The sequence below is a fragment of the Streptomyces sp. NPDC048383 genome, assembly GCF_040651775.1.
Taxonomy (GTDB): domain Bacteria; phylum Actinomycetota; class Actinomycetes; order Streptomycetales; family Streptomycetaceae; genus Streptomyces.
Map to the genome: position 1 here is coordinate 22,310 of NZ_JBEZKS010000064.1, position 23,214 is coordinate 45,523.

A 23,214-nucleotide genomic window follows, 5' to 3' on the forward strand; every position below is an offset into this window, starting at 1 on the left:
CGCGTCGGAACCGAACAAACTCGGAACCGAACGAATGGCGAACCGAACAAACGGCGAACGAAGACGGGGGAAGCGATGAGCGCGCACGAGCACGCGCACGAGCACGCGCACGAGCACGGGCACCCGGGGCGCGGCGGCCGGGAGGGCCGCGGCCCCGCCGGGCGTGAGCACGCCGAGCACGGTCAGGGCGCCCACGCGCACGGCCCGGGCGGGCACCCCCACGGGGTCGACCCGGACGCCGACCGGCGCTGGTTGGGCATCGCCCTGGCGCTGATCTGCGGGTTCATGGCGATCGAGGTGGTCATCGGCGTCATGGCGCATTCGCTGGCGCTGATCTCCGATGCCGCGCACATGCTGACGGACGCCGTCTCGCTCGTGCTGGCGCTGATCGCGATGCGGCTCGCGGCCCGTCCGGCCCGCGGCGGATTCACGTTCGGCCTCAAGCGTGCCGAGATACTTTCGGCGCAGGCCAACGGGTTGACGCTGCTGCTGCTGGCGGTCTGGTTGGCGTACGAGGCGGTACGGCGTCTGTTCGATCCGCCGCCGGTCGAGGGCGGGCTGGTGCTGGTGACGGCGCTGGCGGGCATCCTCGTCAACGTCGCGGCGGCCTGGTGCATCTCCCGGGCCAACCGGTCCTCGCTGGCCGTGGAGGGCGCCTACCAGCACATCCTGAACGACCTGTTCGCGTTCATCGGGACGGCCGTGGCCGGTCTGATCGTGCTGACCACAGGTTTCCGGCAGGCCGACTCCATCGCCTCGCTCGTGGTGGTCGTCCTGATGGTCAAGGCGGGCTACGGGCTGGTCCGCGAGTCCGGGCGGATCTTCCTGGAGGCGGCGCCGGCCCATCTGGACCCGGACGCGGTGGGTGACCGGCTCGCCGGGCAGCCGCCGGTGACGGAGGTCCACGACCTGCACATCTGGACGATCACCTCGGGACAGGCGGCGCTGTCCGCGCACGTGCTGGTGGAGCCGGCGGGTGACTGCCACGCGGTGCGCCGGGACCTGGAGGCGCTGCTGGACAAGGAGTACGGGATCACCCACACCACCCTCCAGGTGGACCACGTCCAGGAAGCACTGCTCTCGGTCGGCCGGGCGGGCGAGGATCCGGCGGGCGACGGGCACTGCGCCGACGCCCACGGCCCGGTGCACCGGCAGGGCCCGCACCCGCACTGACGCTCACCCCGCCCCGATCACTGAGCGCGGCCGGGGCGGGGCATGGATGGGTCCATGACGGAACCGAAACGCCACAAGCGCAGTGCCGGACTGCTCCTCTTCCGGCGGACCACCGGCGGCGCCGAGCGCGCCGCGACGGATCCCGGGGACGGGATCGAGGTGTTGTTGGGCCACATGGGCGGTCCGCTGTGGTCGGGGCGCGACGCCGGGGGCTGGGCCATCCCGAAGGGCGAGTACGGGCCGCAGGAGACGCCGCGGGACGCGGCCCGCCGGGAGTTCACCGAGGAGATCGGGCTGCCGCCGCCGGAGGGCGAGTACCTGCCACTGGGTGACGTACGACTGACGAGCGGCAAGCTGGTGACCATCTGGGCGGTGGAGGCGGACCTCGACCCCGCGCTGATGGTGCCCGGGACCTTCACGATGGAGTGGCCGCCGCACTCGGGTCGCGAGGAGGAGTTCCCCGAACTGGACCGGGTGGCCTGGTTCACTCCCCCGGTGGCCGAAGAGAAGCTGATGACCTCTCAAATCCCGTTCCTGGAGCGACTGTTGATGCTCCTGAAGGGTTGACCCGACCTTTACTTGCCAACAAACCCCACCTGCATGGACATTGCACATATGACGAACGTCGTGCTGGTGGGAACCCTGGACACCAAGGGTGTCGAGTACGGCTGGCTGCGCGAGAGGCTGTCGCGCGCCGGCGTCGAGGTGATCCTGGTCGACACCGGGATCATGGGAGAACCGAAAGTGCCCGCGGACGTGCCGCGCGAAGCGGTCGCCCGGGCAGCGGGTACGGAACTGTCGCGACTGCGCGCGGCCGCCGACCGGGGTGCGGCCGTGACCACGATGGCCGAGGGGGCCGAGGCGACCTTGTTGCGCCTGCACGCCGAGGGTCGGCTGCACGGGGTCCTCGCGATCGGGGGCAGCGGCGGCACCTCCATCGCGAGCCGCGCGATGCGGGCCCTGCCGTTGGGCGTGCCGAAGGTGATGGTCTCGTCGATGGCGTCCGGGGACGTGTCCCCGTACGTCGGATCCTCGGACCTCACGATGATGTACAGCGTCGTGGACATCGCGGGGATCAACAGCGTGTCCGCCCCGGTATTGGCCAACGCGGTGGAGGCCGTCGCGGGGATGGCGAAGGGGTACGCCCGCGGCAGCCGTGACCCGGCCCGGCGGGGCCGGCTCGGGTCGGGTCCCCGGCCGCTCGTCGCGGCCAGCATGGCGGGCGTGACCACCATCGGGGTGGACGCGGCCCGGGAGCGGCTGACGGAGCTGGGCTACGAGGTGCTCGTCTTCCACGTCAGCGGCTCCGGCGGCCGCACCCTGGAGACCCTGGCCGGTCAGGGCGTGTTCGCGGGCGTGCTGGACCTCACCCTCAGCGAACTCGCCGACGACCTGTGCGGCGGCATCCTGACCGCCGGACCCGACCGGCTCACCGCGGCCGGGCGGGCGGGGGTTCCGCAGGTGGTGAGCCTGGGGGCGTTGGACATGGTGAAGTTCGGGCCGCTGGAGAGCCTGCCGGAACGGGCCCGCTACCGCCGCGTCCGCGTCCACAACCCCTCGATCACGGTGATCCGCACGAACGAGTCCGAGTGCGCGGAGCTCGGCCGTCGGGTCGCCGCCAAACTACGGGGCTCGACGGGGCCGACGGAGATCTGCGTCCCACTGCGCGGACTGTCGACGCTCGGCGCGCCGGGCGGGCCCTACCATGACCCCGGCGCGGACCGGGCCCTGTTCTCGGCGCTGCGCGAGGGATTGCGGGGCAGCGCCGCCCGGATCCACGATTACGACACCCACATCAACGACCCGTCCTTCGGCCGGGCCGCCGCCGACCGGTTGCACGCCATGATCGGCGCGCTCGCGGCCGTGGCCTGAGCGGACAGCACTTCGAGACGCCCCTCCCGGTGGGGAACCAGCCGTGGCGGAAACGTGTCCCTGGTGGTGGCCGGTCGGGTACGACGGGCGGGGATGCGGCGATGCCACGGACGGGGGGCGAACGATGAGCGGTGAGTGGACGGTACCGGGATACAGCGAGGTACGGGAGCTCGGGGCGGGCGGCAGCGGGCGGGTGGTGCTCGCCGTCCACGACGCGACGGGCACCGCGGTCGCCGTGAAGTACCTGAGCGACAGGCTGCGCGAGGACCCCGCCTTCGTCCGGGAGTTCCGGGCGGAGGCGCGGCTCCTGGGCGGCCTCGGCTCGCCGTACGTGGTGGGGCTGTACGAGTACGTCGAGGCGCCGGGCGGCGCCGCGATCGTGATGGAACTGGTCGACGGGATCTCCCTGCGCGCGGTCCTGAAGCAGTCCGGACGCGCCGAGCCGGAGGCCGCGCTGGTGGTGCTGAAGGGCTCCCTGCTGGGGCTGGCGGCCGCGCACCGGGCCGGTGTCGTCCACCGCGACTACAAGCCGGAGAACGTGCTGGTCGCGGCGGACGGCTCCTCCAAGCTCGTGGACTTCGGGATCGCCGCGGGGCGCGGCACGACGCCCGGCGTCGCGGGCACGCCCGCGTACATGGCCCCCGAGCAGTGGCAGGGTCGACCGGCATCGCCGACGGCGGACGTGTACGCGGCGACGGCGACCTTCTTCGAGTGCCTGACCGGGCGCAAGCCGTACGACGGGGAGAACTTCGCGGAACTCGCCGTCCAGCACATCGAGGCGCCGGTGCCGGAGACCGAGGCCCCGGAGCCGGTGCGCCCGCTGATCCGGCGGGGTCTGGCCAAACTGCCGGAACAGCGTCCGGAGAACGCGGAGGCCTTCGTCGCCGAGTTGGAGGACGTCGCGCTGGCCGCCTACGGGCCGCAGTGGGAGGAGCGCGGGCAGCGCAAGCTGGCCGCGCTGGCCGCCCTGTTGCCGTTGCTGTTCCCGTCGGCGGGGGCCGCGGCGGCGGGCACCACCGCGGTGGCGGGCACCACGTTCGCCGGCCGGTCGGGGTGGGCTCCGGGGCGAGCCGGCTGGCTGGCGACGGGGTTGGCCCTGGTGCTGGGCGCGCTGCTGGTGCTCACCACCGACGCGATCGGCGGCACCCCGCCGAACACCTCCGCGCTCAGCGACTTCGCCACCACGAGCCCGGCCCCGCCGGGCGGCGCCCCGCCGCTTCCGGCCCCGTCGGCGACGGTGTCGGCCGGCCCGAGCCCGTCGACGTCCCCGAGCACCTCCCCGTCGGCCTCGGCCTCGCCGTCGCCTTCCGCGACCCCGTCGCCCTCGTACTCGGCGCCGCACCCGCCGAGTCCGAGCGTTTCGGTGACCCCGAAGCCGACGGTGACCTCGTCGCCGACGCCGACGCCGACCCCCACCCCGACGCTGCGGGTGACCAAGGTCGACGTGTCGCTGGCGCCGGGCATCTACCGCGGCGACGCCACGGTGTCGGTCGCGGCGCAGGGCACCGGCCCGGTCACCGTGGTGGTGGAGTGGTTCCTCGGCACCGCGCCGGGCGCCCTCAGCACGGCCGACGGCAGCGAGACGTTCGTCGTGCAGGCCGGATCCCTCGCCCCGGTGGTCCGCTCCCACGCCTTCAGCCGCGGCAGCGGCTGCTACGGCGGGGTGCGGGTGACCACCAAGCCCGCCGCCGGGAACTCCTCGGCGTCCGATTCGCAGTTGCTGCGCCGCTGCCAGCAGCCGGAGCCGCCGCGATGAGTGAGCCCCGCGCACCGCACGCCGATGACGAGGAGTACAGCGCCACCGTCCTCGGCAGTCACTGGTTCACCGGTCCCCCGGCGCCCGCCGACGCGGCCCCCGACCGGGTCGAGGGCTCCGTACTGCGGTTCGGACCCGGGGTGACGGCCGCCATACCGGCCCCGTTCCCGCTGGTCGCGGCGCCGGTCGCGCGGCCCGCGCGCGGGGGCGGCGGCCTGCGCCGGTACACGCTCGCCCTCGTGGTCCTGGCGCTCGTCCTCGGCTACCTGGGTTGGCAGCGGTTCGGGCCGTCCATCGAGGTGCGGGACGTGAGGGTCAGCACCGACCCACAGGGCCCCGGCTGCGACGCCGCAGCCGACGTGGTGGCCTTCGTCTCGACGAACGGCCGGCCCGGCACCCTCGTCTACCGCTGGGTCCGCAGCGACGGGACCAGCTCCCAGGAGCTCACGGAGCGGGTGCCCAGCGGGCGCGATCAGGCCGCGCTGCACCTGCTGTGGACGTTCCACGGCACGGGGAGCCACCCGGCGAAGGCCGAACTCCAGCTGATCGAGCCCGTACGGCGCACCGCGTCGGTGGAGTTCACCTACCGCTGCCGCCCGTGACGGCGGGCCCGACGGGCGACCGTCCGGGCAGTCCGTTCCCGAAGCCGGCCGGCCGGAAGGGACGGCCCCGGGTCCGTGGCCCGGGGCCGTCCTTCCGGCCGGCCGGACGTGGCCGTCCGGCCGAAGCGGCGCCACTCCCCGCGCTGGTTGACTCGGAGGTGTGGACGAGGGCACGCAGGACGCCCTCGGGCACCCTGCGTGCCACGTTCCAGCCGGCGACACACCCCAACCGGAACGTGGCCGTCCCGCGCGGATGCCGAGTCCGTGCGGGGAGGCCCGCAGCCGCTTTGGGGAGTGGCTGCGGGCCGCTTCGTTTCCGTCCCCCCGCCGCAACCGGGGGGACGGGGTTCAGAACCGGGCGTGGGCGGTGATGTCCGCCTCGAACTCGCCCGTCATCGCCGGCGTCACCGTCGGCCGGCACTGGGCGATCGCCGCCAGGTGGTCCGCCGTGGTCGCGCCGAGCTGCGCGCCCGCCGCGCCCCGCGCGCCCACCGCTTCCAGGTCCCGCTCGAAGGACACCTGCGCCGCGATCCGCGCCGCGTGCTCGATGTCGGCGGGGGTGAACAGTTCGGTCGCCGCCACCAGCGCCGCCACGTCGACGTCGGCGCGTCCGGCCGTGTACCGGGACCAGATCGCGGCGCGCGCCCCGGCGTCCGGGGTGCCGATCGGGATCAGGTAGTCGAAGCGGCCGGGCCGCAGGAACGCCGGGTCGAGCGAGCGGACCGAGTTCGTCGCGCAGACCAGCAGCCGTTCGTCGCCCTCCCGGAAGCCGGGTATCAGCTTGAGGAGTTCGTTCGTGACGCCGTGGATCCCGCCCGGCTGGGCGGGCTCGGTGCGCACCGGCGCGATCTCCTCCACCTCGTCGATGAAGACGAGCACCCGTTCCAGCTCGCCGATCCGGGCGAAGGCGTCGCGCAGCGCCGCCGCCAGATTGCCCTCGTCCGCCAGACGGGAGGGCAGCAGTTCCACGAACGGCCAGCCGAGCCGGGAGGCGATGGCCCGCGCGAAGGTGGTCTTGCCGGTTCCGGGCGGTCCGAAGAGGGTGATGGCGCGCGGCGGGCGCACGCCGTGGGAGGCGGCCCGTTCGGGTTCGGCGAGCGGCAGCACCACGCGCCGCTCGATGAGGTCCTTCTCCTTCTCCATGCCGGCGACCTTGTCCCACAGGTCGCTCGGCAGGAACCGGCCGCCGAGGTCGTCGAGGAGGCCGGCGGCCGGTCCGTGCAGCGGCTCGGTCTTCTCGAAGTAGGCGACGGCGGGCTGCCGGGTGTAGCCGGCGTTCAGGAGGCCTTCGCCGAGCATGTCCTCCTCCGGCAGGACGTACGCGATCCGGCCGACGCGGGCGGCGATGAGCCGGCGTTCGAGCTCGACGAGCAGGGCGCTGGCCAGTCCCCGGCCGCGCCAGCCGGCGGCGATCGCGAGGCGCATCACCCAGGCCCGCTCCCCCGTCACGCAGGCGAGGGCCGCGCCGATCGGGACGCCCTGGTGGACGGCGACCACGCAGGGCTGCCGGTCGGTGAGGGCGCTGATGCACTCGGCCAGGGAGAAGACGGACTCCTGGCCGAGTTCGGCCGTGGTGTCGATCAGGTGGACCACCGCTGCGAGATCGCTCTCGCGGTAGTCGTGGATGAGCCAGTTCACCGGGTACCGCCCCTCGTTCGTGCTCCTGCGGCGAGGCTAGGGGCCAGGGGGCCGGGCGATCACGCTCCGTCGTGCACAACACCGCCTCCGGAAACCCTCCGTGTCGTCCATAGACTGGTGTCTTCCACCGACGACCCGTACCGAGGATCCGCGCGCCTTCATGACATCCCACATACCCGGCGCCGCGCCGGCCCGCCACCGTCCGTTCCTCGTCCGGGTGGTGCCGGTCCTGTGGACCCTGGCGCTCGGTCTGTGGGGACTGTCCCGGCAGGACAGCGTGTGGCGGGACGAGGCGGCGACCTGGCAGGTCGCCGGGCGGTCGGTGGGCGAGATCTGGGCGATGCTCGGCAACGTGGACGCGGTGCACGGCCTGTACTACCTGTTCATGCACGGCCTCTTCGAGGTTTTCGGCGCCGGTACGACGACGCTGCGGCTGCCGTCCGTCCTCGCGGTCGCGGCGGCCGCCGCCTGCGTTGCCCTGATCGGGAACCGGCTGTCCGGGCCCGCGGTCGGGCTGGGCGCCGGACTGGCCCTCGGACTGCTGCCCGCCGTGCAGTTCTACCTCCAGGAGGGCCGGCCCTACGCGCTGGTCGCCGCCGGGGCCGCGCTGTCGGCGCTGCTCCTCGTCGCCCTCGTCCGGGAGGCCCCCGGGCGGCGGACGTGGCCGCGCTGGACGGCGTACGGGCTGCTCGTGCTGGTCTGCGCCCTGCTGAACTGGCTGTCGCTCCTGGCGCTGCCCGCGCACGCGGTGACCCTGTGGTGGGTGCGGGCCGGGCGCGGGGTGTGGCTGCGCTGGGCGGCCGCCGGGGCGGGCGCGGTGACGGGGGCCCTGCCCCTGATCCTGTTCAGCCGGGGCCAGTCCGACCAGGTGTCCTGGATACCGCCGCTGACCTGGCACATGATGATCGGGCCGGGCATCCTGCTGGCCGTCGGGGCGTTCGGGGCCTGGGCGGACCGACCGGCCCGGGGCCGGCTCACGGTGGCCGCCGTGGGGCTGCCGCTGCTGGTGGTGCCGCAGCTCGCCCTGATCGGACTGTCCCTCGTGCAGCCCCTGTTCCTGGACCGCTACGTCCTGTTCAGCATGCTCGGGCTGGCCCTGCTGATCGGCGCCGCGCTGGGCGCGGGCGTCCGGGCCCTGACGCCCCGCCTCCCCGGGGCCCGGGCGCTGTTCGTCCCGGCGGTGGCGGGGGTGGCGGTGCTCGCGCTGCTGCCCGTGGAACTCGGCAAGCGGGCCCCGGCCAGCCGGGTCGACGACGTGCTGGCCGTGGCCGGGGAGGTGGCCCGGCTGGGACGTCCCGGGGACGCGGTGCTCTTCGTACCGGCGGCCCGGCGCGACACCGCCCTCGTCTCCCCCGGCCCGTTCCGGGACCTCGCGGACGTGGCCCTGGCCGAGAGCCCGACGGCCTCCGCCACCCTGAAGGGCGAGGAGGCCGACCCGTCCCGGATCCGCGCGGCCCTGCTGGAGCGGCGCCGCGTCCTGCTGGTCACGGACGCGGACGCGGTGGCCCGCCCGCCGAGCGCGGAGCGCGACAAGGCCAAGGCGGCGGCCTTGCGCGAGCACTTCACGGTGGTCGAGGACCAACAGCTCCGCGGCCGCCGCGTCACCGTCTGGGAACGCCGCGGCTGACCCGGCGTTGTCCCGCGCGGGTTCAGCGGGTGCTCGCAGGGGGCGGGCGCTGGTTCAGCGGGCGCTCGCCAGGGGGCGGGCGTGGGTGCCGAGCCAGGTCAGGGAGGCGGTCGCCAACTCGGGCCAACCGGGGTCGACGACCAGGGAGTGACCCCGGTCCTCGAAGCACTGGTACTCGGTGACGGCCGGGGAGTGCCGGTACTGCTTGTACGTGGACCGGGTCAGCACGTCGGGGATCATGTGGTCGAGCCGGCCGGACATCAGGAGCAGCGGGCCGCGCGAGGCGTTGTCGGTGTTCACCCGGGCCGGGGAGTGCGGGGTGAAGTTGCCGAGGGCGAGCTGGAACAGCGGCCGGGCGGGGCTCGGAATGGTCCAGGCGTCGAAGAGCGCCTCCGCGTCCGCCTCGGAGACGGCGTTCGCGAAGGCGTAACGGAACTGCTCCCGGCTGAGCGAGACCGAGCGGTGGATGTTGCCGGGGTCCCGCAGGACGGCGAACGCGGACTTCGCCTGGGCCGGGGCCGGCGTCTTCACCCCCTTGATCTGGCCCGGGGCGATCGCCACGGCCGCCGAGGCCAGCCCCTCGCCGAGCAGGTGCTGCGCGACGAACCCGCCGACGCAATGCCCGACGAGCACCGGCGGGGCGGAGAGCGTTCGGATCACCCGGGTGTACGCCTCGGCTATGTCCGCCAGACCCACGCCGCCCTGCGGCTCGGGCAACCGGCGGGCCCCGGTGACGGTATCGGGCACCCCGGGCCACTCCGGTATCAAGGGCTCGTATCCGGCGTCGTGGAAGCGATCGGCCCAGCCGTGCCAGCTCGTCGAGTGCAGCCACATGCCGTGGATGAAGATCACCGGTGTGCGCCGTGTGGTCATGACGGGACCTCCCGAAGGCCTGGGCCCCCCTGAACAGCACCTCTGCCAGTCTCGCCCCGCGGGCCGGGTCCCGCCTGTGCGACCGCCTGCCGGGCCGGCCCTCGACCGGTTCCGCCTCCGCCCGGGCCCTCCTCCCGGATTCACAGCTGATTCATATGGAATTTCTGGCTCCGCACACGGTTTCGACGGGGAGGCTCGGAACATGATCCAAGGCATGTTCCCCCGACAGGCCGGCCGCCCCCGCACCCGGCGAGCGTCCCGGCTCCTGCTCGCCCTGAGCGCGATGGCCGCCCTGCTGGGCGTGGACGTCCCCGACCCGCCGGCCGCGCCGCCCCCGGGCTTCACCGTCGCGGCCCGCGCCGGGGCGGTGGCGGACCGGGTGGGCGCGCTGTTCGCGGGCGGGCTGGACGGCGGCCACTTCTGCACCGCCGCCGTGGTGCGCAGCGAGGGCCACGACCTGATCGCGACGGCGGCGCACTGCCTGGACGACCCCGACACGGCGGTCTTCGTCCCGGGCTACCGGGACGGTGGGGCCCCGTACGGGGTGTGGCGGCTGACCGGCGTGTACGTCGCCCCGGCCTGGCAGGACGGGAAGGACGCGGACGCCGACATCGCCTTCGCGACGCTCGCCCCGCTGGACGGCGCCCGCGTCGAGGACGTCGTCGGTGGCTTCGCCGTGGCCGGGCAGCAGCCGGACGACGTCCCCGTCACGATCCTCGGCTACCCCAGCACCCGGGAGACCCCACTGAGCTGCACCAACTCCACCGAGCTGTTCTCCCCGACGCAGCGCCGCGTCGACTGCCCGGACCTCAGCGGCGGCACCAGCGGCAGTCCCTGGCTCGTGGAGGGGGAACTGGCCGGCGTGCTCGGCGGGTACGAGGGCGGCGGCACGGTCCCGGAGGTCTCGTACAGCGCGGTGATGGGCGAGCGGGCACTGGCGCTGTATCGGGAGGCGTCCGCGCCGGGAGCCTTCGCGACGGCCCCGCGGTCCGCCGGCTGAGCGTCACCGGGGGTGCGCGTCATCGGTGGCCGCGGTGGGCGCCGGTCGATATGGGCGTGGGCCGGTGTGGGCGCCGGTCGATGTGGGCGCCGTCGGTGTGGGGGTCAGTCGCCGTCGGTCGCGGCCGGCGCGAACCAGGTCGGTTCGTCGAGGAGGGCACGCCGGACGCGCTCCAGGGCGAACCGCTCCAGCGGCGGCAGCTCCGCCGCCTCGAACCAGGCGACCTCCAGCAGCTCCCCGTCGTGGGCGCGGGCCTCGCCGCCGGTGAAGCGGCAGCGGAAGGTGATGTCCTGGAACTGACAGACGTCCCCGTTGGGATACACGACGGGCGCCAGCATCTCGACGAGGACGACCCGCTCGGGGACGCACCGCACGGCCGTCTCCTCGTACACCTCACGGACGGCCGTCGTCGCGGGCTGCTCCCCCGGTTCGGCGATCCCGCCGATGACCGACCATCGCCCGGTGTCGGCACGGCGGCCGAGCAGGACGCGGTCCGCGTCGTCGACGATCACGGCCGTGACTCCGGGCAGCAGGAGGAGTTGCTGTCCGGCGCCGGCCCGGATCGCCCGGATGAACTCGGGTGTGGTCATCCGACGACCCTACGGGGCCCGGCGGGCGGCGTCGTCACGCGGCCCGCCCGGCGCGGATCCGACGGACCAGGACGCCGGCGAGCCCACCGGCGGCGATCAGCAGCAGCACGTACTCGGGCAGCGGACCGAAACGGGTGGCGGGGGTCTCGGTGGAGCGCAGCGGGATCTCGGTGACCAGCGCGTCCGCGGTGAACAGCTCGGTCCGCTCGCTGATCGACCCGTCGGGCCGGATGACGGCGCTGACCCCGCTGGTGACGGGGACGAGTACCGTCCGGCTGTGCTCGACCGCGCGGATCTGGTCCATGGCGAGCTGCTGGTAGGTCATCTGGCTCCGGCCGAAGGTGGCGTTGTTGCTGGGCACGGCGATGACCTGGGCGCCGGCCCGGACGGTGGAGCGGACGGCGTCGTCGAAGGCGGCCTCGTAGCAGGTGACCATGCCGACCCCGCTGCCGTTCATGTCGAACACCCCGGGGTCCTTGCCCGGGCCGAAGTCGCGGCGGACGCGGTCCACGTCGGCGCTGAAGAGCCGGACGAAGGACCGCATGGGGATGCGCTCGCCGAACGGCTGGATCTTGCGCTTGTCGTAGGTGTCCACGGGGCCCTTGACCGGGTCCCACAGGATCATCGTGTTGCGCAGCGGGCCCGTTTCGGGGGCCAGTACGGAGCCGATCGCGACGGGCACGCCGATGGCCTTCACGGCCCGGTCGATGACCGCGTAGGCGTCGGGCTGGGTGAAGGGGTCGATGTCGGAGGAGTTCTCCGGCCACAGCACGAAGTCGGGCTTGGGGGCCCGGCCCGCCTCGACGTCCTCGGCGAGCTGGATCGTACGCTTCGCGTGGTTGTCCAGGACCTGGCGGCGCTGGGCGTTGAAGTCGAAGCCGAGGCGCGGGACGTTGCCCTGGATGACGGCGGCCACCGCCTTGCCGTCCTCGGCCGCGTCGGAGACCAGGGGACGGGCGGCGAGGGCCGCCCCGACGGGCGCGGCGACGGCGAGCGCGGCGAGCGCGGCGGTGACCTGCCGGGGGTGCTCGCGGGTGGTGCGCAGGACCTCGTAGAGGCCGAAGCCGCACAGCGCGACGCCGAAGGAGAGCAGCGGGGTACCGCCGAGGGCCGCGAGCGGGACGAGGATCCCGTCGGCCTGACCGAAGGCGAGCTTGCCCCAGGGGAATCCGCCGAAGGGGGCGCGGGCGCGCAGCGCCTCGTCCGCGACCCAGACGGCGGCGGCCCACAACGGCCACCCGGGCAACCTGCTCACGAGGGCGATGCCGAGGCCGGCGAGTCCGATGAAGAGGGCTTCGAGGGTGACCAGGGCGATCCACGGCACCGGGCCGACGCCCTCGCTGGTCCAGACGAGGAGCGGCAGCAGGTAGCCCAGTCCGAAGAGGAACCCGAATCCGAAGCCGGCCCGGGCGCGGCGGCCGCGCAGGCACCCGGCCAACAGGGCGAGGGCCAGGGGCGCCAGCCACCACAGCGGGCGGGGCGGGAAGCTGAGGTAGAGCAGCACCCCGGCGAGGACGGCGAGTACGGGCCGCACCAGCCGGGCGGCCCACCGCGACAGTGCGCCGGATGCGGGCGCGTCGGCGCCGGCGGTCCTCGCTTCGGCTGTTCCGGGGGTGGTGGGGGGCGACGGGGAGGGGTCGTTCCCGGCGTCGCGGGTGACACTGCTGCTCATCTGGCGGAGTGTACGTCCCCGCACGCCAAAGGCGGGCAACGCCCGGGGGCGGGGGCCCCTGACGGGCGGCGGGCCGCGGGCGGGGTGAGGGGCTCAGCCGGCCAGGGCGCGCAGGTGGGCGCGGATGACGCGGACGGCGTTCTCGGCGTCGTCGACGGTGACCGTGAACAGCTTGCCGTCCCCGAGCCGCAGTTCCACGCCCTCGCCGCGGCGGACGATGACGCCGGTGCCCTGCTCCGGACGCCAGCGGTATCCCCAGCCGCCCCACTGCTGCGGGGTGATGCGGGGCACGAACTCGGCGGAGGTGACCTCGGAGAGCGGGATCTTCCGGCGCGGCAGGCCCAGGTGGCCGCAGCGGACCTCCAGGACCTGGGAGTCGACGGTGACGGCGACGTGCACGAAGGCCAGGGTGCCGAAGAGGATCAGCAGGCCGGCGGCGAGGCAGCCGACCACGGACATCAGCAGCGGGGCGATACCGGAGGTCCAGGAGCCGTCGACGGCGAGCTCGATGCCGAGCGCCAGGCACGCGGCTCCGGCGGCGGCGAGGACCCACTGCACGCGGTTCGAGGCTCGGCCCGTCCAGAGCGGCCCCGGTGGATGACCGGTCATGGGTGCCAGCGTACTCACGTTCCGCATGGACGCCACCGCCTCCCGCCCGGTCGGCCGACGGGGCCGGTGGCTCGTCCGCGCCCGCCCGGGGCCTGGAGCGTCTGCCCTCCCGCCCGTTCGGGAAACCCGACCCGCCCGGCCGTACAACCGGGCACCTGGATACCTCATGTGTGGTACCGCATCCGTGGTACCACGTGCGTGGTTATCCTGACGGGGTGAATCAGGACCGGCGGGACCGGCTGCGCGACGCCGCCGTGGACGTACTCGGCGGGGCGGGTGGGCGCGGGCTGACGCACCGGGCCGTCGACGCCGCCGCCGACGTGCCGGCGGGGACGACCAAGAACTACTTCCCGACCCGCGAAGCCCTGCTGCGGGCCGTCGCGGAGCGTTGCCTGGAGCAGTACCGGGCCGTGGCCGCGGCGCTCGGCCCGACAACGGGCGCCGGAGCGGCCGACACCACGACGGCGTCGGGCGCCGGGGTGGAAGCCGTGGCGGGATCGGGCGCCGGAGCCGCACCCGGGCCGTCCGGGCGGGCGGAGTTGGCGGCGTTCCTGGCGGGACGGCTGCGGGACGTCGCCGGGCCCGGCCGGTCGCGGATGCTCGCCTACCTGGAACTGAGGGCCGAGGCGGCCCGGCGGCCGTGGCCGGCCGCGCTGATCGACCCGATCGGCGCCGGCGACTTCACCGCGCACCGGCGGCTGTGGGAGGCGGCCGGGCTGCCCGAGGGGTCCGACGGAGCGCGCGCCCTGACCCTCGCGCTGCACGGCGCGATCCCGCACCTACTGGCCGGCGCCCCCGCCACCCTGGCGGCGGCCGGCCTCGACGACCTGGACGCCTTCACGCTCCGCCTGCTGAACACCGTGTGCCCCGAGGAGACCCCGTGACCACCCGACTCGACCGCGCCGTGGGCGCCGTACTCGGCTCGGCGGCGGGCGACGCCCTCGGCGCGCCCTACGAGTTCGGCCCGGCGGGCCAATTGACCGCGCGGGGGCTGGAGATGCGGGGCGGTGGCGGCTGGGATCCCGGCGAGGCGACCGACGACACGCAGATGGCGGTGCTGGTCGGGGAGTCCCTGCTGGAGCACGGCGGGCTCGACCTGCCCGACGTCTTCGCCCGCTTCCAACGGTGGGCCGCCGGCCACCCCAAGGACATCGGCCTCCAGACCGAGGACGTCCTGACCAACGGCGAGGCCTGGGACCTGGCCGCCGCCCTGCACTTCCAGATCAACGCGCGGGCCGCGGGCAACGGTTCCCTGATGCGGGCCTCCACCTCGGCCGTGTGGTTCGCCGCCGCCGGACGCGAGGCCACCATGGACGCCGCCCGCCGGATCGCGGCCCTCACCCACGGCGACCGGGCCGCCTGGGAGGGCACGGCCGTACTGCACGAGCTGGTACGCGTGGCCCTGGACGGGGACGACCCGCTGGCCGCCCTGCCCGACGCCCTCGACGCGGTGCACCCCGATCACCGCGAGCGCTACGCCCGGGTGCTCGACCCCGCCTGGCACCCGGGCCTCGCCACCGAGTTCAACGGAGCGGTGTGGCCCTGCCTCGGCTCGGCTGTGTGGGCCCTGCGGACCACCACCGACTTCGCGTCGGCCGTACGGGCTGCGGTGGACCTGGGCGGCGACACCGACACCGTCGCCGCCGTCACCGGGATCCTGGCCGGCGCGGTCCACGGCCGGGACGCCGTCCCTGCCGAGTGGACGGAGCCGCTGCACGTGCCGCTACCCGGCCACGGAGACCGGGTGCTGGACGCGCGGGCCCTGTGCGCCCTGGCCGAACGCCTCGCGGCGCCGACCGGCTGAGCGCCGACCGGGGCCGCCGGGACGGTCGGGGTGATCGGGACGGTCGGTCATGGGGCTGACGGGACGCTCCCGGTCAGCCGCACCCGCATCCGCCGCAACCTCCGTCGCCCCCGCAGCCGGACCCGCCCGAGCTGCCTCCGCAGCCGCCCGCGGTCTCGTTGGTGCGCCCGTCGCGGCGCTCCCGGTCCTTCTCCGCCCGCGACCGGGCCTGCTCCCGGCGGCGTTCCTCCGCACGGGCCTTGATCCGCGCCGTGCTCTCCCGGTACGAAACGCCCGCCGGGACCCACGCGTCGAGCCCGTGCCGGCGGCGTGGCAACAGCACGGCCGCGGTGAGGCAGGAGCTGATCGAGTAGCCGCGGTCGCCGTGGACCGCGTACTCCAGGACGACCTCGGCGCCCTCGCGCGGCACCCCGTACAGCACCGCCTCGAAGGGTTCGCCGCGGGCGTCGACGTCGTGCGTCGCGCGCCCAGCCCCCGCCGTCGGCCCGCCGGCCAACATCCGTACCTCGGGCCGGGTGTCGACACCGCGCGCCCGGAAGGCGATCAGGGGGCGCCCCGCCATCTCGTCGGCGTCCGGGTACAGCCAGTGGTGCCCGGACCGGGAGCTCCGGACGCCGACGACCACGGCCGGCACGAAGGCGTCGCGCAACCGCCGCGCCGCCCGGCCGGCGCTCGCGCCGCGACCGAGCAGGGTGGCGCCGAGCACCAGGAACGGCGCGGCGAACCACTGCTGGCCCACGGCGTCGTACCCGAGCGCCGCACCGTGCGCGCCGACGTCCCGTACCAGGCCGTCGAGCAGGATCCCGCCGCCCACGAAGCAGAGCAGCGCGCCGAACAGAACCGCCGGGAGGCCGCGGCGGCGGTGCCCGTCGGGCAGCGGTCCCGGTACGGGGAACCGGGCCGTCCCGGCGGCCGCGAGGGCCCGTTCCCCCTGCCGGCGGCGGGCCCGCAGCCGAAGCAGCGCCCCGGCCAGCGTCCACAGCGCGGCGAGGCAGACGAGGCCGAGGCCGAACCGGGTCCGTACGGCGCCGGTCCCCCGGCCGGCGAGGGCGGCGGCGGACTCCAGGGCGATCAGCGTGGCCGAGACGGCGGCCGCGCCCGGCAGGTACCGGAACCACAGGGGCAGGGCCGCGAGGAGGAGGGTCGACGGGTAGGCCCGCCACGCCGTGCCGACCGCACCGTCCGGTGCCCCGGTCCAGAGCACCGGCAGGAAGGACACGATGACGAGGGCGCCGAGCGCCAGGCTCCCGCCGCCCGGAGTGAAGAAGAGCGGCACGCGCTCCTTGAGCCAGCTCTCGGCACCCGGAACACCCCACGTACGTACGCCGGTTGCGGGTATCACCCCGCTCGGCACGTGCTTGGCGTAGGCAGTCACGGCTTCAGTATGCGAGCGCTCCCGGCGCCGCGGAACGGGCGGTGAGGAAACGATCGGTGACGGGAACGAGGCCTGGCGGGGCGGCCCGCGCCGGACGGTTCCACCGGGCTCCGCCGGGCGCGCGGGGCCGCCCCGCCGGGCTCAGACGGACGCGTTCCGCGCCGGCTCGGCGAGCAGTCGGCCCTCGGCGTAGCCGAACGCGGCGCGCGGAAGGTCGCCGGGCCGGCCGCTGAGCATCACGGTCAGCCCGCCGGTGCGCGCCAGCCCGGGCCGGGGTTCGACACCGACGCGGCGCAGGGCCTGCAGGGCGACGGCCTCGGCGGACCCGTGGAAGGCGAACGGGGTGCCGCCGGTGCGCGCGTCGACGGCGGCCCGGATCAGCTCCTCGACGAGTTCGTAGTGGGTGCAGCCGAGGACGACGTCCGTGACGTCGGTCGGGGTCAGCGCGGCGGCCGCGGCGACGGCCCGTACGACGGCGGCCTCGTCGGCCGCTTCGACGGCGTCGGCAAGCCCCGGGCAGGGCACTTCGGTCACCTCCGCGCCGGCGGCGAAGTCACGGATCAGGCCCCGCTGGTAGGGGCTCCCGGTGGTCGCGGGGGTCGCCCAGATCGCGACGCGCCCCCCGGCCGCCGCGGCGGGCTTGATCGCCGGGACGGTGCCGATGACGGGGATGGCGGGCTCCAGTTCGCCCCGCAGGGTGTCCAGGCTGTGCACGGAAGCGGTGTTGCAGGCCACGATCAGCGCGTCCGGACGGTGCGCGGCGGCGGCCCGGGCGACGGCGCGGGCCCGCTCGGTGAGGTCGGCGGGGGTGCGCGGCCCCCACGGCATTCCGTCGGGGTCGCAGGACAGCACCAGATCGGCGTCCGGCCGCAGCCGACGCGTTGCCGCGGCCGCCGCCAGGAGGCCGATTCCCGAGTCCATGAGAGCGATCTTCACCTGGCCACCTTAGTCGACCCCCCGTCCCGGACCCCTCCCGACCGCCCCCGCCGGGCCCGTCGAGCGGCCCCCTCGCAACCCGCGTCCGCGCGGCCCGGACGCGGGACATCGGGATCGCGTTTCGGCAGACTGCGGGGCATGGGCCTCCTCCTGATCGCCGCCTACGCCTCACTCGCCGCCTGGCTCTGGCTCACCCTGGCCCAGGGCATGTTCTGGCGCACCGACGTCCGGCTCCCGCCGCGCACCGCCCCCGCCCGCTGGCCGTCCGTGGCGATCGTCGTTCCCGCCCGGGACGAGGCCGAGGTCCTCCCCCGGAGCCTGCCGTCGCTGCTGGCGCAGGACTATCCCGGCGCGGCCGAGGTCGTACTGGTCGACGACGGCAGCACGGACGGCACCGCGGCCCTGGCCCGGAAGCTGGCCGCCGAGCATCCGGGGCTCCCGCTGACGGTGGTGTCGCCCGGCGAGCCCGCACCGGGGTGGACCGGCAAGCTGTGGGCGCTGCGGCACGGCATCGACCACGCCCGGACCTGCCGCGCCGCCGAACCCGAATACCTGCTGCTGACCGACGCCGACATCGCGCACGCGCCCGACAGCCTGCGCGAACTGGTCTGCGCCGCGACCAGCGCCCGGCTCGACCTGGTGTCCCAGATGGCCCGACTGCGCGTGGCGAGCGGATGGGAACGGCTCGTCGTGCCGGCCTTCGTGTACTTCTTCGCGCAGCTGTACCCCTTCCGCCGGATCAACCGGCCCGGCGGCCGGACCGCCGCCGCGGCCGGCGGCTGCGTACTGCTGCGCACCGAGGTGGCGGTGCGCGCCGGGGTGCCGGACTCCATCCGGCAGGCGGTGATCGACGACGTCTCGCTGGCCCGCGCGGTCCGCGCGTCGGGCGGCCGGATCTGGCTCGGGCTGGCGGAGCGGGCGGAGAGCGTGCGCCCGTACCCGGCGCTCGGGGACCTGTGGCGGATGGTCTCGCGCAGCGCGTACGCCCAACTTCGCCACCGGCCCCTGCTGCTGGCCGGCACGGTGGCGGGGCTCGTGCTCGTCTACCTGGTCCCGCCGATCGCGTGCGTCGCGGGGCTCGCGGGCGGTCGGCCGGCCGTCGCCCGGGCGGGCGGGCTCGCCTGGCTGCTGATGGCCGGGACCTACCTGCCGATGCTGCGCCACTACCGGCAGCCGGCCGTCCTCGCGCCGTCACTGCCGTTCACCGCGCTGCTGTACCTCCTGATGACCGTCGACTCGGCCGTCCAGCACTACCGGGGTCGCGGGGCCGCCTGGAAGGGCCGGACCTATGCCCGCCCCGGCGACGCCTGAACACGTCCGGTGAACCCGTCCGGCGAACCCGTCCGGCACTCGGTGAAGGGGCGTCATCCGAGGTCATCGCGTTGTGACGCTGCGTCAGCACCACATAGGTGCAAGGGTCAACCAGTGAGTACGAGTACGAACAAGGCGGGGCGGAAGTGGTGAAACGGGGCACGTGAACGAGAAGTGAAAGCTGTGGCCCTGACCTGCGAATATGCAGGTCAGAGCGGGGTTGACGGCACCTCGCTATGGACCCCGTGAAGTCGTGGGCTTAACTTAGGTCCCATGACCTCCCCCCGCTCCACTTATGGCGGCGGTTACTACTCCGCGCCCTCCTTCACGGACACCCCCATCTACGACTCCCTCGTCGCCGAGCGCGGCACTCCGCAGATCGCCCCGATCCGCGTTCCCGCCGCCTACGAGTCGCCCAGTGCCGGTTACTCGAGCGGTGGTTACCTGCCGGCCCTCGCCTCCTCCATGCCCGCGCTGCCGCCGGCCATGCCCCAGCAGCAGCACTCGCAGGGCTACGGGTACCCGTACCAGCAGCAGGCGGCGCCCGTACAGCAGATGCCCGTGCCGCTCCAGCACGCGCCCGCGCCGTACATCCCGCAGCAGCAGCCGGTCGCGGCCTTCGCGGGCTACGTCCCGCAGCACCAGCCGCAGCAGCCCCGTCCGATGGCCGCGGCCACCGGGTACGAGGCCATGCGCCCGGCCGCACCCCGCCCGGTGCAGGGCCCCGCGCAGGTCCCCTCGTACGAGGACCCGTACGGCCGCCCCTACCAGGGGCGCGGCTACTGACGGGCGGCCGTCCGTAGGGCGTCGCGCGCACGGTAATCGCGGTGCCCGGCCGGGGGGAGGCCGGCAAAATGCCCCCATGCCGAACTTGTACGTCCAGTCGCTCCACGTCCACCCCGTCAAATCCGCGGCGGGGACCTCTCCCGACGAGGTGGCCGTGGAGCCGTGGGGCCTGGTCGGGGACCGGCGCTGGGCCGTGATCGACGCCGCGGGCACGGTCATCAGCCAGCGCCAGGAGGCGCGCATGGCCCTGGCCTCCTCGCGCCCGCTGGCGGGAGGGCGGGTGGCGCTGTCGGCCCCGGGCATGCCGGAGCTGGTCGTGGAAGTCCCCGATCCGGGCCCGCGGGAGCCGGCCCTGCACTTCGGGACCAAGATCGACACCTTGGTCGCGGCGCGGTCCGCGGCCGACTGGTTCACCGCTTTCCTCGGCCGTGACGCGCGGCTCGTGCACATGGACGATCCGGAGGTCCGCCGGCCCGTCGACCCGCACTACGCGCTGCCCGGCGAAACGGTGAGCCTCGCCGACGCCTACCCGCTGCTGGCCGTCACCACGGCTTCCCTCGACGCCCTCAACGAGCTGATCGCCGGGGGCGACCATCCGCAGGAGGGCCCGCTGCCGATGGACCGGTTCCGGCCGAACCTGGTGGTCGCGGGCGCCGACGCCTGGGCCGAGGACGAGTGGCGGCGCGTCGCGGTGGGCGGGGCGGTCTTCCGCGGGGTGCGCGAGTGCGGCCGCTGCGTCGTGACGACCACCGACCAGCGGACGGCGGAGCGCGGCCGGGAGCCGCTGAAGACCCTGGCCCGGCACCGACGGATCGGGAAGTCCCTGGCCTTCGGGCGGCACATGGTGCCGGTCGCCCTCGGCACGGTGCGCGTGGGCGACGAGGTACGGGTCCTGGAGTGAGGCGCGGCCCGCGGGGTCCTCACCCCGATGGGGTCCGGGGCCGGATGCCGCCGCGGGCCCGGCCAAGGCCGTCGGCCGCGGCGAACCGCCCCGGCCGGGCGATGGAATGACACCTTCGAGGGGCTCGGGCCCTTCTCCGGAACCAACGGGCCACGCGGCGCCGTTGGTGATTTCGGGACGTGTGACAGCCCTCCGGAATCGACCACCGGATCGGTGCCACGGGTCTCGCGCGTCCCGGAATGCGCGTCCGCGGGACGTGCGCCAGGCTGGGACGCGCAAGCAGTCGAAAGCCGGCGAAAACGGGGGGAGCCGAACCGTGCGGACAGCAATGGGTGTGTGGCGCTGGCGGCGCAATCCGCTGCGCCGGCGGACCGACCTCTTCGAGGCGTGGGTGGCCTTCGCCGCGCTGGTGTGCGTCCTGTTGGTGGCTCCGGCCGTGGGCACGGTCGCGGGGCTCCGGGTGGACGGGACGCTCCAGCGGGCCGCCCAGGCGCAGCGCCACGAGCGCTACCTGGTCCCGGCCGTGGTGGTCCGGCCGGCGGCGCAGCCGCCCCCGGGTGCTTCGACGGATCCGTCGGCGCGGCGCCAGTCACCGGAGCGCAGTCGGATCGTGGCCGCGTGGACCGCTCCCGACGGCAGCAGCCACGAGGGGACGGTCCCGGCCGCCGAGGAACCGCCGGTCCCCGGCGAACGGTTCCGGATATGGACCGACATCCGGGGGCGGTTGGTGGGGCAGCCGCTCGATCCGTCCGCCGCCTCCTTCCACGCCGGTCTGGCCGGGCTCGCGGCCGCGCTCGCGGCGGGCGCCCTGGTGGAGACGGTCCGGCGCCTGGTCGTACGTCGGCTCATGCATCGACGGTACCTCCGTCTGGACCGCGCGTGGGCGGCGGCCGGGCCGGACTGGGGCCGGGCGGGGGCGGGCAACTGACCTGGCAACTCGCCGGCCCCGCGCGCGCTACGGTGGGGCAAAGCCGGCTCGGATCGCTTCAGCCGCTTCGAACGACTTGATTCACTTCGGCCGCTCCGGCGGCGCGAATACGAGGGTGGGGGCACGACAGCACCATGGCTCAGGGCACGGTCCAGGTGACGCACGGCGGAGCCTCGCGGTGGCGGCGCCGCTCGGGTGAGTATCCGACGCTGAGCGCCGCCCTCGCCGTCGCGGGCGACGGCGACGTGCTGTCGATCGCTCCCGGCACCTACCGGGAGAACCTGGTCCTGCACCATGCCGTCACGCTGCGCGGGCCCGAGGGGAGCGCGATCGGCTCGGTGCGGATCGCCCCGCTCGACGGGGTCGCGCTGACGGTGCGCGCCTCGGCCGTGATCCAGGACCTGTACGTGGAGGGAGCGGACCGGGCGGCGCCCGCGGTCCTCGTCGAGGACGGCTCCCCCGAGTTGACCGACCTGCGCGTGAGCACCCGCTCGGCCGCCGGCATCGAGGTGCGCGGCGGCGCCCGCCCGCTGGTGCGCAGGTGCACGGTGGAGAACCCGGCCGGCGTCGGCATCTCCGTGCTGGACGGCGGCGGCGGGGTGTTCGAGGAGTGCGAGGTCGTCGCCGCCGGGCAGGCCGGGGTTTCGGTGCGCGGCGGCGGGCACCCCCGCCTGGAGCGGTGCCGGATCCACCACGCCACCGGCGCGGGCATCGGCGTCACGGGTGAGGGTTCGGGCCTGGAGGCGTTGGGCTGCGAGGTGTACGAGATCAAGGGCGCCGGGGTGCGGATCGCGGCCCGGGCCGCGGCCCGGCTCACCGACTGCTCCGTGCACCGCACCTCGGCCGACGGGGTCACCCTGGACACCGATGCCGTCCTCACCCTGACCGGCTGCGACATCCACGACATCCCGGAGAACGCCGTCGACCTGCGGTCCCGTTCGGTGCTGACGCTCAGCCGCACCACGGTCCGCCGGTTCGGGCGCAACGGCCTGTCGGTGTGGGACCCGGGTACCCGGGTCGATGCCGAGTCCTGCGAGATCCACGACAGCACGGGCGACTACCCGGCGGTGTGGGTCAGCGACGGCGCCTCCGCCTCGCTGGATTCCTGCCGGGTCCACGACGTGCCGGACGCGCTGTTCGTCCTCGACCGGGGTTCGCGCGTCGACGTCGTCGACAGTGATCTCTCGCAGGTGCGCAACACGGCGGTCTCGGTGAGCGACGGCGCCACCGCGCAGGTCGACGACTGCCGGATCCGCGAGGCGGGCACCGGGGCGTGGTTCCGCGACCACGGCAGCGGCGGCACCCTCGCCAACTGCACGATCGACGGGGTGCAGACGGGCGTGATCGTCACGAAGGGCGCCGACCCGTCGCTGGAGCGGTGCACGGTCGCCAACGCGACCGAGGCGGGCTTCTACGTGTCGGCGGCCGGCCGGGGCACGTTCCGGTCGTGCCGGGTGACGGGCAGTTCCGGTTTCGGATTCCACGTCATCGACGGGTGCCGCACGACGCTCACGACCTGCCACACCGAGCGCTGCGAGCGCGGGGGCTACGAGTTCGCGGAGGACGGCCCGCAGGCCGAGGGGTGCACCAGTGACGAGTCCGGGCCGCGACTGGCCGCCCGGTCCGGGGCCGGCAGCGCGCCCTCGGGGGCGCAGGCGGGATCGTTTGACGGGGAAGCCGCTCTTCGCGAACTTCGGGTCGTCGTACTCCTTGGGCGCCCACACCCAGACCTTGCCGGTGAACCCGGACTTCTTGCCCGTC

21 protein-coding genes are annotated in these 23,214 nt (G+C 74.7%); 14 read left to right on the forward strand and 7 right to left on the reverse strand.

Going from position 1 to position 23,214, the window contains the following annotated elements; genetic code table 11:
• The first annotated feature begins 75 nt into the window (after window positions 1-75).
• The 5 genes from AB0D46_RS32600 to AB0D46_RS32620 all read left to right on the forward strand — a co-directional run bounded on the left by AB0D46_RS32600 (window position 76) and on the right by AB0D46_RS32620 (window position 5,403).
• Window positions 76-1,173, forward strand: coding sequence for a cation diffusion facilitator family transporter (locus AB0D46_RS32600; protein ID WP_362882832.1), 1,098 nt, complete (start codon window positions 76-78; stop codon window positions 1,171-1,173).
• A 54-nt stretch (window positions 1,174-1,227) separates the two neighbouring features.
• On the forward strand, window positions 1,228-1,740 hold the full coding sequence (locus AB0D46_RS32605; protein ID WP_362882834.1) for an NUDIX domain-containing protein: 513 nt from the start codon (window positions 1,228-1,230) through the stop codon (window positions 1,738-1,740).
• A 48-nt stretch (window positions 1,741-1,788) separates the two neighbouring features.
• A complete protein-coding gene (locus tag AB0D46_RS32610) occupies window positions 1,789-3,045 on the forward strand; it encodes a Tm-1-like ATP-binding domain-containing protein (RefSeq protein ID WP_362882836.1) in 1,257 nt (418 codons plus the stop codon).
• 124 nt (window positions 3,046-3,169) lie between these two features.
• On the forward strand, window positions 3,170-4,801 hold the full coding sequence (locus tag AB0D46_RS32615; RefSeq protein WP_362882837.1) for a serine/threonine-protein kinase: 1,632 nt from the start codon (window positions 3,170-3,172) through the stop codon (window positions 4,799-4,801).
• Window positions 4,798-5,403, forward strand: coding sequence for a hypothetical protein (locus tag AB0D46_RS32620; protein WP_362882839.1), 606 nt, complete (start codon window positions 4,798-4,800; stop codon window positions 5,401-5,403). Before AB0D46_RS32615 ends, AB0D46_RS32620 begins: the two co-directional genes overlap by 4 nt.
• Window positions 5,404-5,751: 348 nt before the next feature.
• On the opposite strand, the gene AB0D46_RS32625 is transcribed toward AB0D46_RS32620, so the two are convergent.
• Window positions 5,752-7,041 (reverse strand): bifunctional GNAT family N-acetyltransferase/ATP-binding protein, encoded by a 1,290-nt coding sequence (locus AB0D46_RS32625; protein WP_362882840.1) that lies wholly within the window; start codon window positions 7,039-7,041, stop codon window positions 5,752-5,754.
• 160 nt (window positions 7,042-7,201) lie between these two features.
• Here AB0D46_RS32625 and AB0D46_RS32630 point away from each other — a divergent pair, with 160 nt between their 5' ends.
• Window positions 7,202-8,668 carry a hypothetical protein gene (locus tag AB0D46_RS32630; protein ID WP_362882842.1) on the forward strand — a complete coding sequence of 489 codons (1,467 nt, stop codon included), beginning with the start codon at window positions 7,202-7,204 and terminating at the stop codon, window positions 8,666-8,668.
• 54 nt (window positions 8,669-8,722) lie between these two features.
• Here the strand turns inward: AB0D46_RS32630 and AB0D46_RS32635 are convergent, their stop codons facing one another.
• The gene (locus AB0D46_RS32635) at window positions 8,723-9,541 is read right to left on the reverse strand and encodes an alpha/beta hydrolase (protein ID WP_362882844.1); all 819 of its coding nucleotides are present in this window, start codon (window positions 9,539-9,541) and stop codon (window positions 8,723-8,725) included.
• Between the two features lie 214 nt (window positions 9,542-9,755).
• On the opposite strand from AB0D46_RS32635, the gene AB0D46_RS32640 reads away from it, so the two are divergent.
• On the forward strand, window positions 9,756-10,541 hold the full coding sequence (locus AB0D46_RS32640; protein ID WP_362882846.1) for a trypsin-like peptidase domain-containing protein: 786 nt from the start codon (window positions 9,756-9,758) through the stop codon (window positions 10,539-10,541).
• Between the two features lie 104 nt (window positions 10,542-10,645).
• Here AB0D46_RS32640 and AB0D46_RS32645 read toward each other — a convergent pair whose 3' ends face one another.
• From AB0D46_RS32645 to AB0D46_RS32655, 3 genes are all read right to left on the reverse strand, one after another.
• Complete coding sequence (locus AB0D46_RS32645; RefSeq protein ID WP_362882848.1) at window positions 10,646-11,131, reverse strand: NUDIX domain-containing protein; 486 nt, start codon at window positions 11,129-11,131, stop codon at window positions 10,646-10,648.
• A gap of 34 nt (window positions 11,132-11,165) precedes the next feature.
• Window positions 11,166-12,803, reverse strand: a complete 1,638-nt coding sequence (gene lnt, locus AB0D46_RS32650) for an apolipoprotein N-acyltransferase (RefSeq protein ID WP_362882850.1) — start codon at window positions 12,801-12,803, stop codon at window positions 11,166-11,168.
• A 93-nt stretch (window positions 12,804-12,896) separates the two neighbouring features.
• A complete protein-coding gene (locus AB0D46_RS32655) occupies window positions 12,897-13,412 on the reverse strand; it encodes a hypothetical protein (protein ID WP_362882852.1) in 516 nt (171 codons plus the stop codon).
• Window positions 13,413-13,627: 215 nt separating this feature from the next.
• Here AB0D46_RS32655 and AB0D46_RS32660 point away from each other — a divergent pair, with 215 nt between their 5' ends.
• Window positions 13,628-14,296, forward strand: coding sequence for a TetR/AcrR family transcriptional regulator (locus AB0D46_RS32660; protein WP_362882853.1), 669 nt, complete (start codon window positions 13,628-13,630; stop codon window positions 14,294-14,296).
• Window positions 14,293-15,216, forward strand: a complete 924-nt coding sequence (locus AB0D46_RS32665; protein WP_362882855.1) for an ADP-ribosylglycohydrolase family protein — start codon at window positions 14,293-14,295, stop codon at window positions 15,214-15,216. The genes AB0D46_RS32660 and AB0D46_RS32665 overlap by 4 nt, the downstream gene beginning before the upstream one ends.
• A gap of 73 nt (window positions 15,217-15,289) precedes the next feature.
• On the opposite strand, the gene AB0D46_RS32670 is transcribed toward AB0D46_RS32665, so the two are convergent.
• Together AB0D46_RS32670 and AB0D46_RS32675 are read right to left on the reverse strand one after the other, a co-directional pair.
• Complete coding sequence (locus AB0D46_RS32670; protein WP_362882856.1) at window positions 15,290-16,591, reverse strand: hypothetical protein; 1,302 nt, start codon at window positions 16,589-16,591, stop codon at window positions 15,290-15,292.
• A 141-nt stretch (window positions 16,592-16,732) separates the two neighbouring features.
• On the reverse strand, window positions 16,733-17,527 hold the full coding sequence (locus tag AB0D46_RS32675) for an aspartate/glutamate racemase family protein (protein ID WP_362882858.1): 795 nt from the start codon (window positions 17,525-17,527) through the stop codon (window positions 16,733-16,735).
• Between the two features lie 138 nt (window positions 17,528-17,665).
• On the opposite strand from AB0D46_RS32675, the gene AB0D46_RS32680 reads away from it, so the two are divergent.
• The 5 genes from AB0D46_RS32680 to AB0D46_RS32700 all read left to right on the forward strand — a co-directional run.
• On the forward strand, window positions 17,666-18,838 hold the full coding sequence (locus tag AB0D46_RS32680; RefSeq protein WP_362882860.1) for a glycosyltransferase: 1,173 nt from the start codon (window positions 17,666-17,668) through the stop codon (window positions 18,836-18,838).
• A gap of 273 nt (window positions 18,839-19,111) precedes the next feature.
• Window positions 19,112-19,624 carry a DUF6643 family protein gene (locus AB0D46_RS32685; protein WP_362882862.1) on the forward strand — a complete coding sequence of 171 codons (513 nt, stop codon included), beginning with the start codon at window positions 19,112-19,114 and terminating at the stop codon, window positions 19,622-19,624.
• Between the two features lie 76 nt (window positions 19,625-19,700).
• Entirely contained in the window at window positions 19,701-20,525 is an 825-nt protein-coding gene (locus tag AB0D46_RS32690; RefSeq protein ID WP_362882864.1) for an MOSC N-terminal beta barrel domain-containing protein, read from the forward strand.
• A gap of 316 nt (window positions 20,526-20,841) precedes the next feature.
• Window positions 20,842-21,453 (forward strand): hypothetical protein, encoded by a 612-nt coding sequence (locus AB0D46_RS32695; RefSeq protein ID WP_362882866.1) that lies wholly within the window; start codon window positions 20,842-20,844, stop codon window positions 21,451-21,453.
• 134 nt (window positions 21,454-21,587) lie between these two features.
• A partial coding sequence (locus AB0D46_RS32700; RefSeq protein WP_362882868.1) for a right-handed parallel beta-helix repeat-containing protein occupies window positions 21,588-23,214 on the forward strand: 1,627 nt, incomplete at its 3' end.

Bases quoted from the DNA above. Each gene is read 5' to 3' on its own strand.
- AB0D46_RS32640 (WP_362882846.1), top strand. From the start codon at position 9,756: ATGTTCCCCCGACAGGCCGGCCGCCCCCGCACCCGGCGAGCGTCCCGG.
- AB0D46_RS32620 (WP_362882839.1), top strand. From the start codon at position 4,798: ATGAGTGAGCCCCGCGCACCGCACGCCGATGACGAGGAGTACAGCGCC.
- AB0D46_RS32655 (WP_362882852.1), bottom strand. From the start codon at position 13,412: ATGACCGGTCATCCACCGGGGCCGCTCTGGACGGGCCGAGCCTCGAAC.
- AB0D46_RS32690 (WP_362882864.1), top strand. From the start codon at position 19,701: ATGCCGAACTTGTACGTCCAGTCGCTCCACGTCCACCCCGTCAAATCC.
- AB0D46_RS32645 (WP_362882848.1), bottom strand. From the start codon at position 11,131: ATGACCACACCCGAGTTCATCCGGGCGATCCGGGCCGGCGCCGGACAG.
- AB0D46_RS32680 (WP_362882860.1), top strand. From the start codon at position 17,666: ATGGGCCTCCTCCTGATCGCCGCCTACGCCTCACTCGCCGCCTGGCTC.
- lnt (WP_362882850.1), bottom strand. From the start codon at position 12,803: ATGAGCAGCAGTGTCACCCGCGACGCCGGGAACGACCCCTCCCCGTCG.
- AB0D46_RS32635 (WP_362882844.1), bottom strand. From the start codon at position 9,541: ATGACCACACGGCGCACACCGGTGATCTTCATCCACGGCATGTGGCTG.
- AB0D46_RS32610 (WP_362882836.1), top strand. From the start codon at position 1,789: ATGACGAACGTCGTGCTGGTGGGAACCCTGGACACCAAGGGTGTCGAG.
- AB0D46_RS32605 (WP_362882834.1), top strand. From the start codon at position 1,228: ATGACGGAACCGAAACGCCACAAGCGCAGTGCCGGACTGCTCCTCTTC.
- AB0D46_RS32615 (WP_362882837.1), top strand. From the start codon at position 3,170: ATGAGCGGTGAGTGGACGGTACCGGGATACAGCGAGGTACGGGAGCTC.
- AB0D46_RS32685 (WP_362882862.1), top strand. From the start codon at position 19,112: ATGACCTCCCCCCGCTCCACTTATGGCGGCGGTTACTACTCCGCGCCC.
- AB0D46_RS32630 (WP_362882842.1), top strand. From the start codon at position 7,202: ATGACATCCCACATACCCGGCGCCGCGCCGGCCCGCCACCGTCCGTTC.
- AB0D46_RS32600 (WP_362882832.1), top strand. From the start codon at position 76: ATGAGCGCGCACGAGCACGCGCACGAGCACGCGCACGAGCACGGGCAC.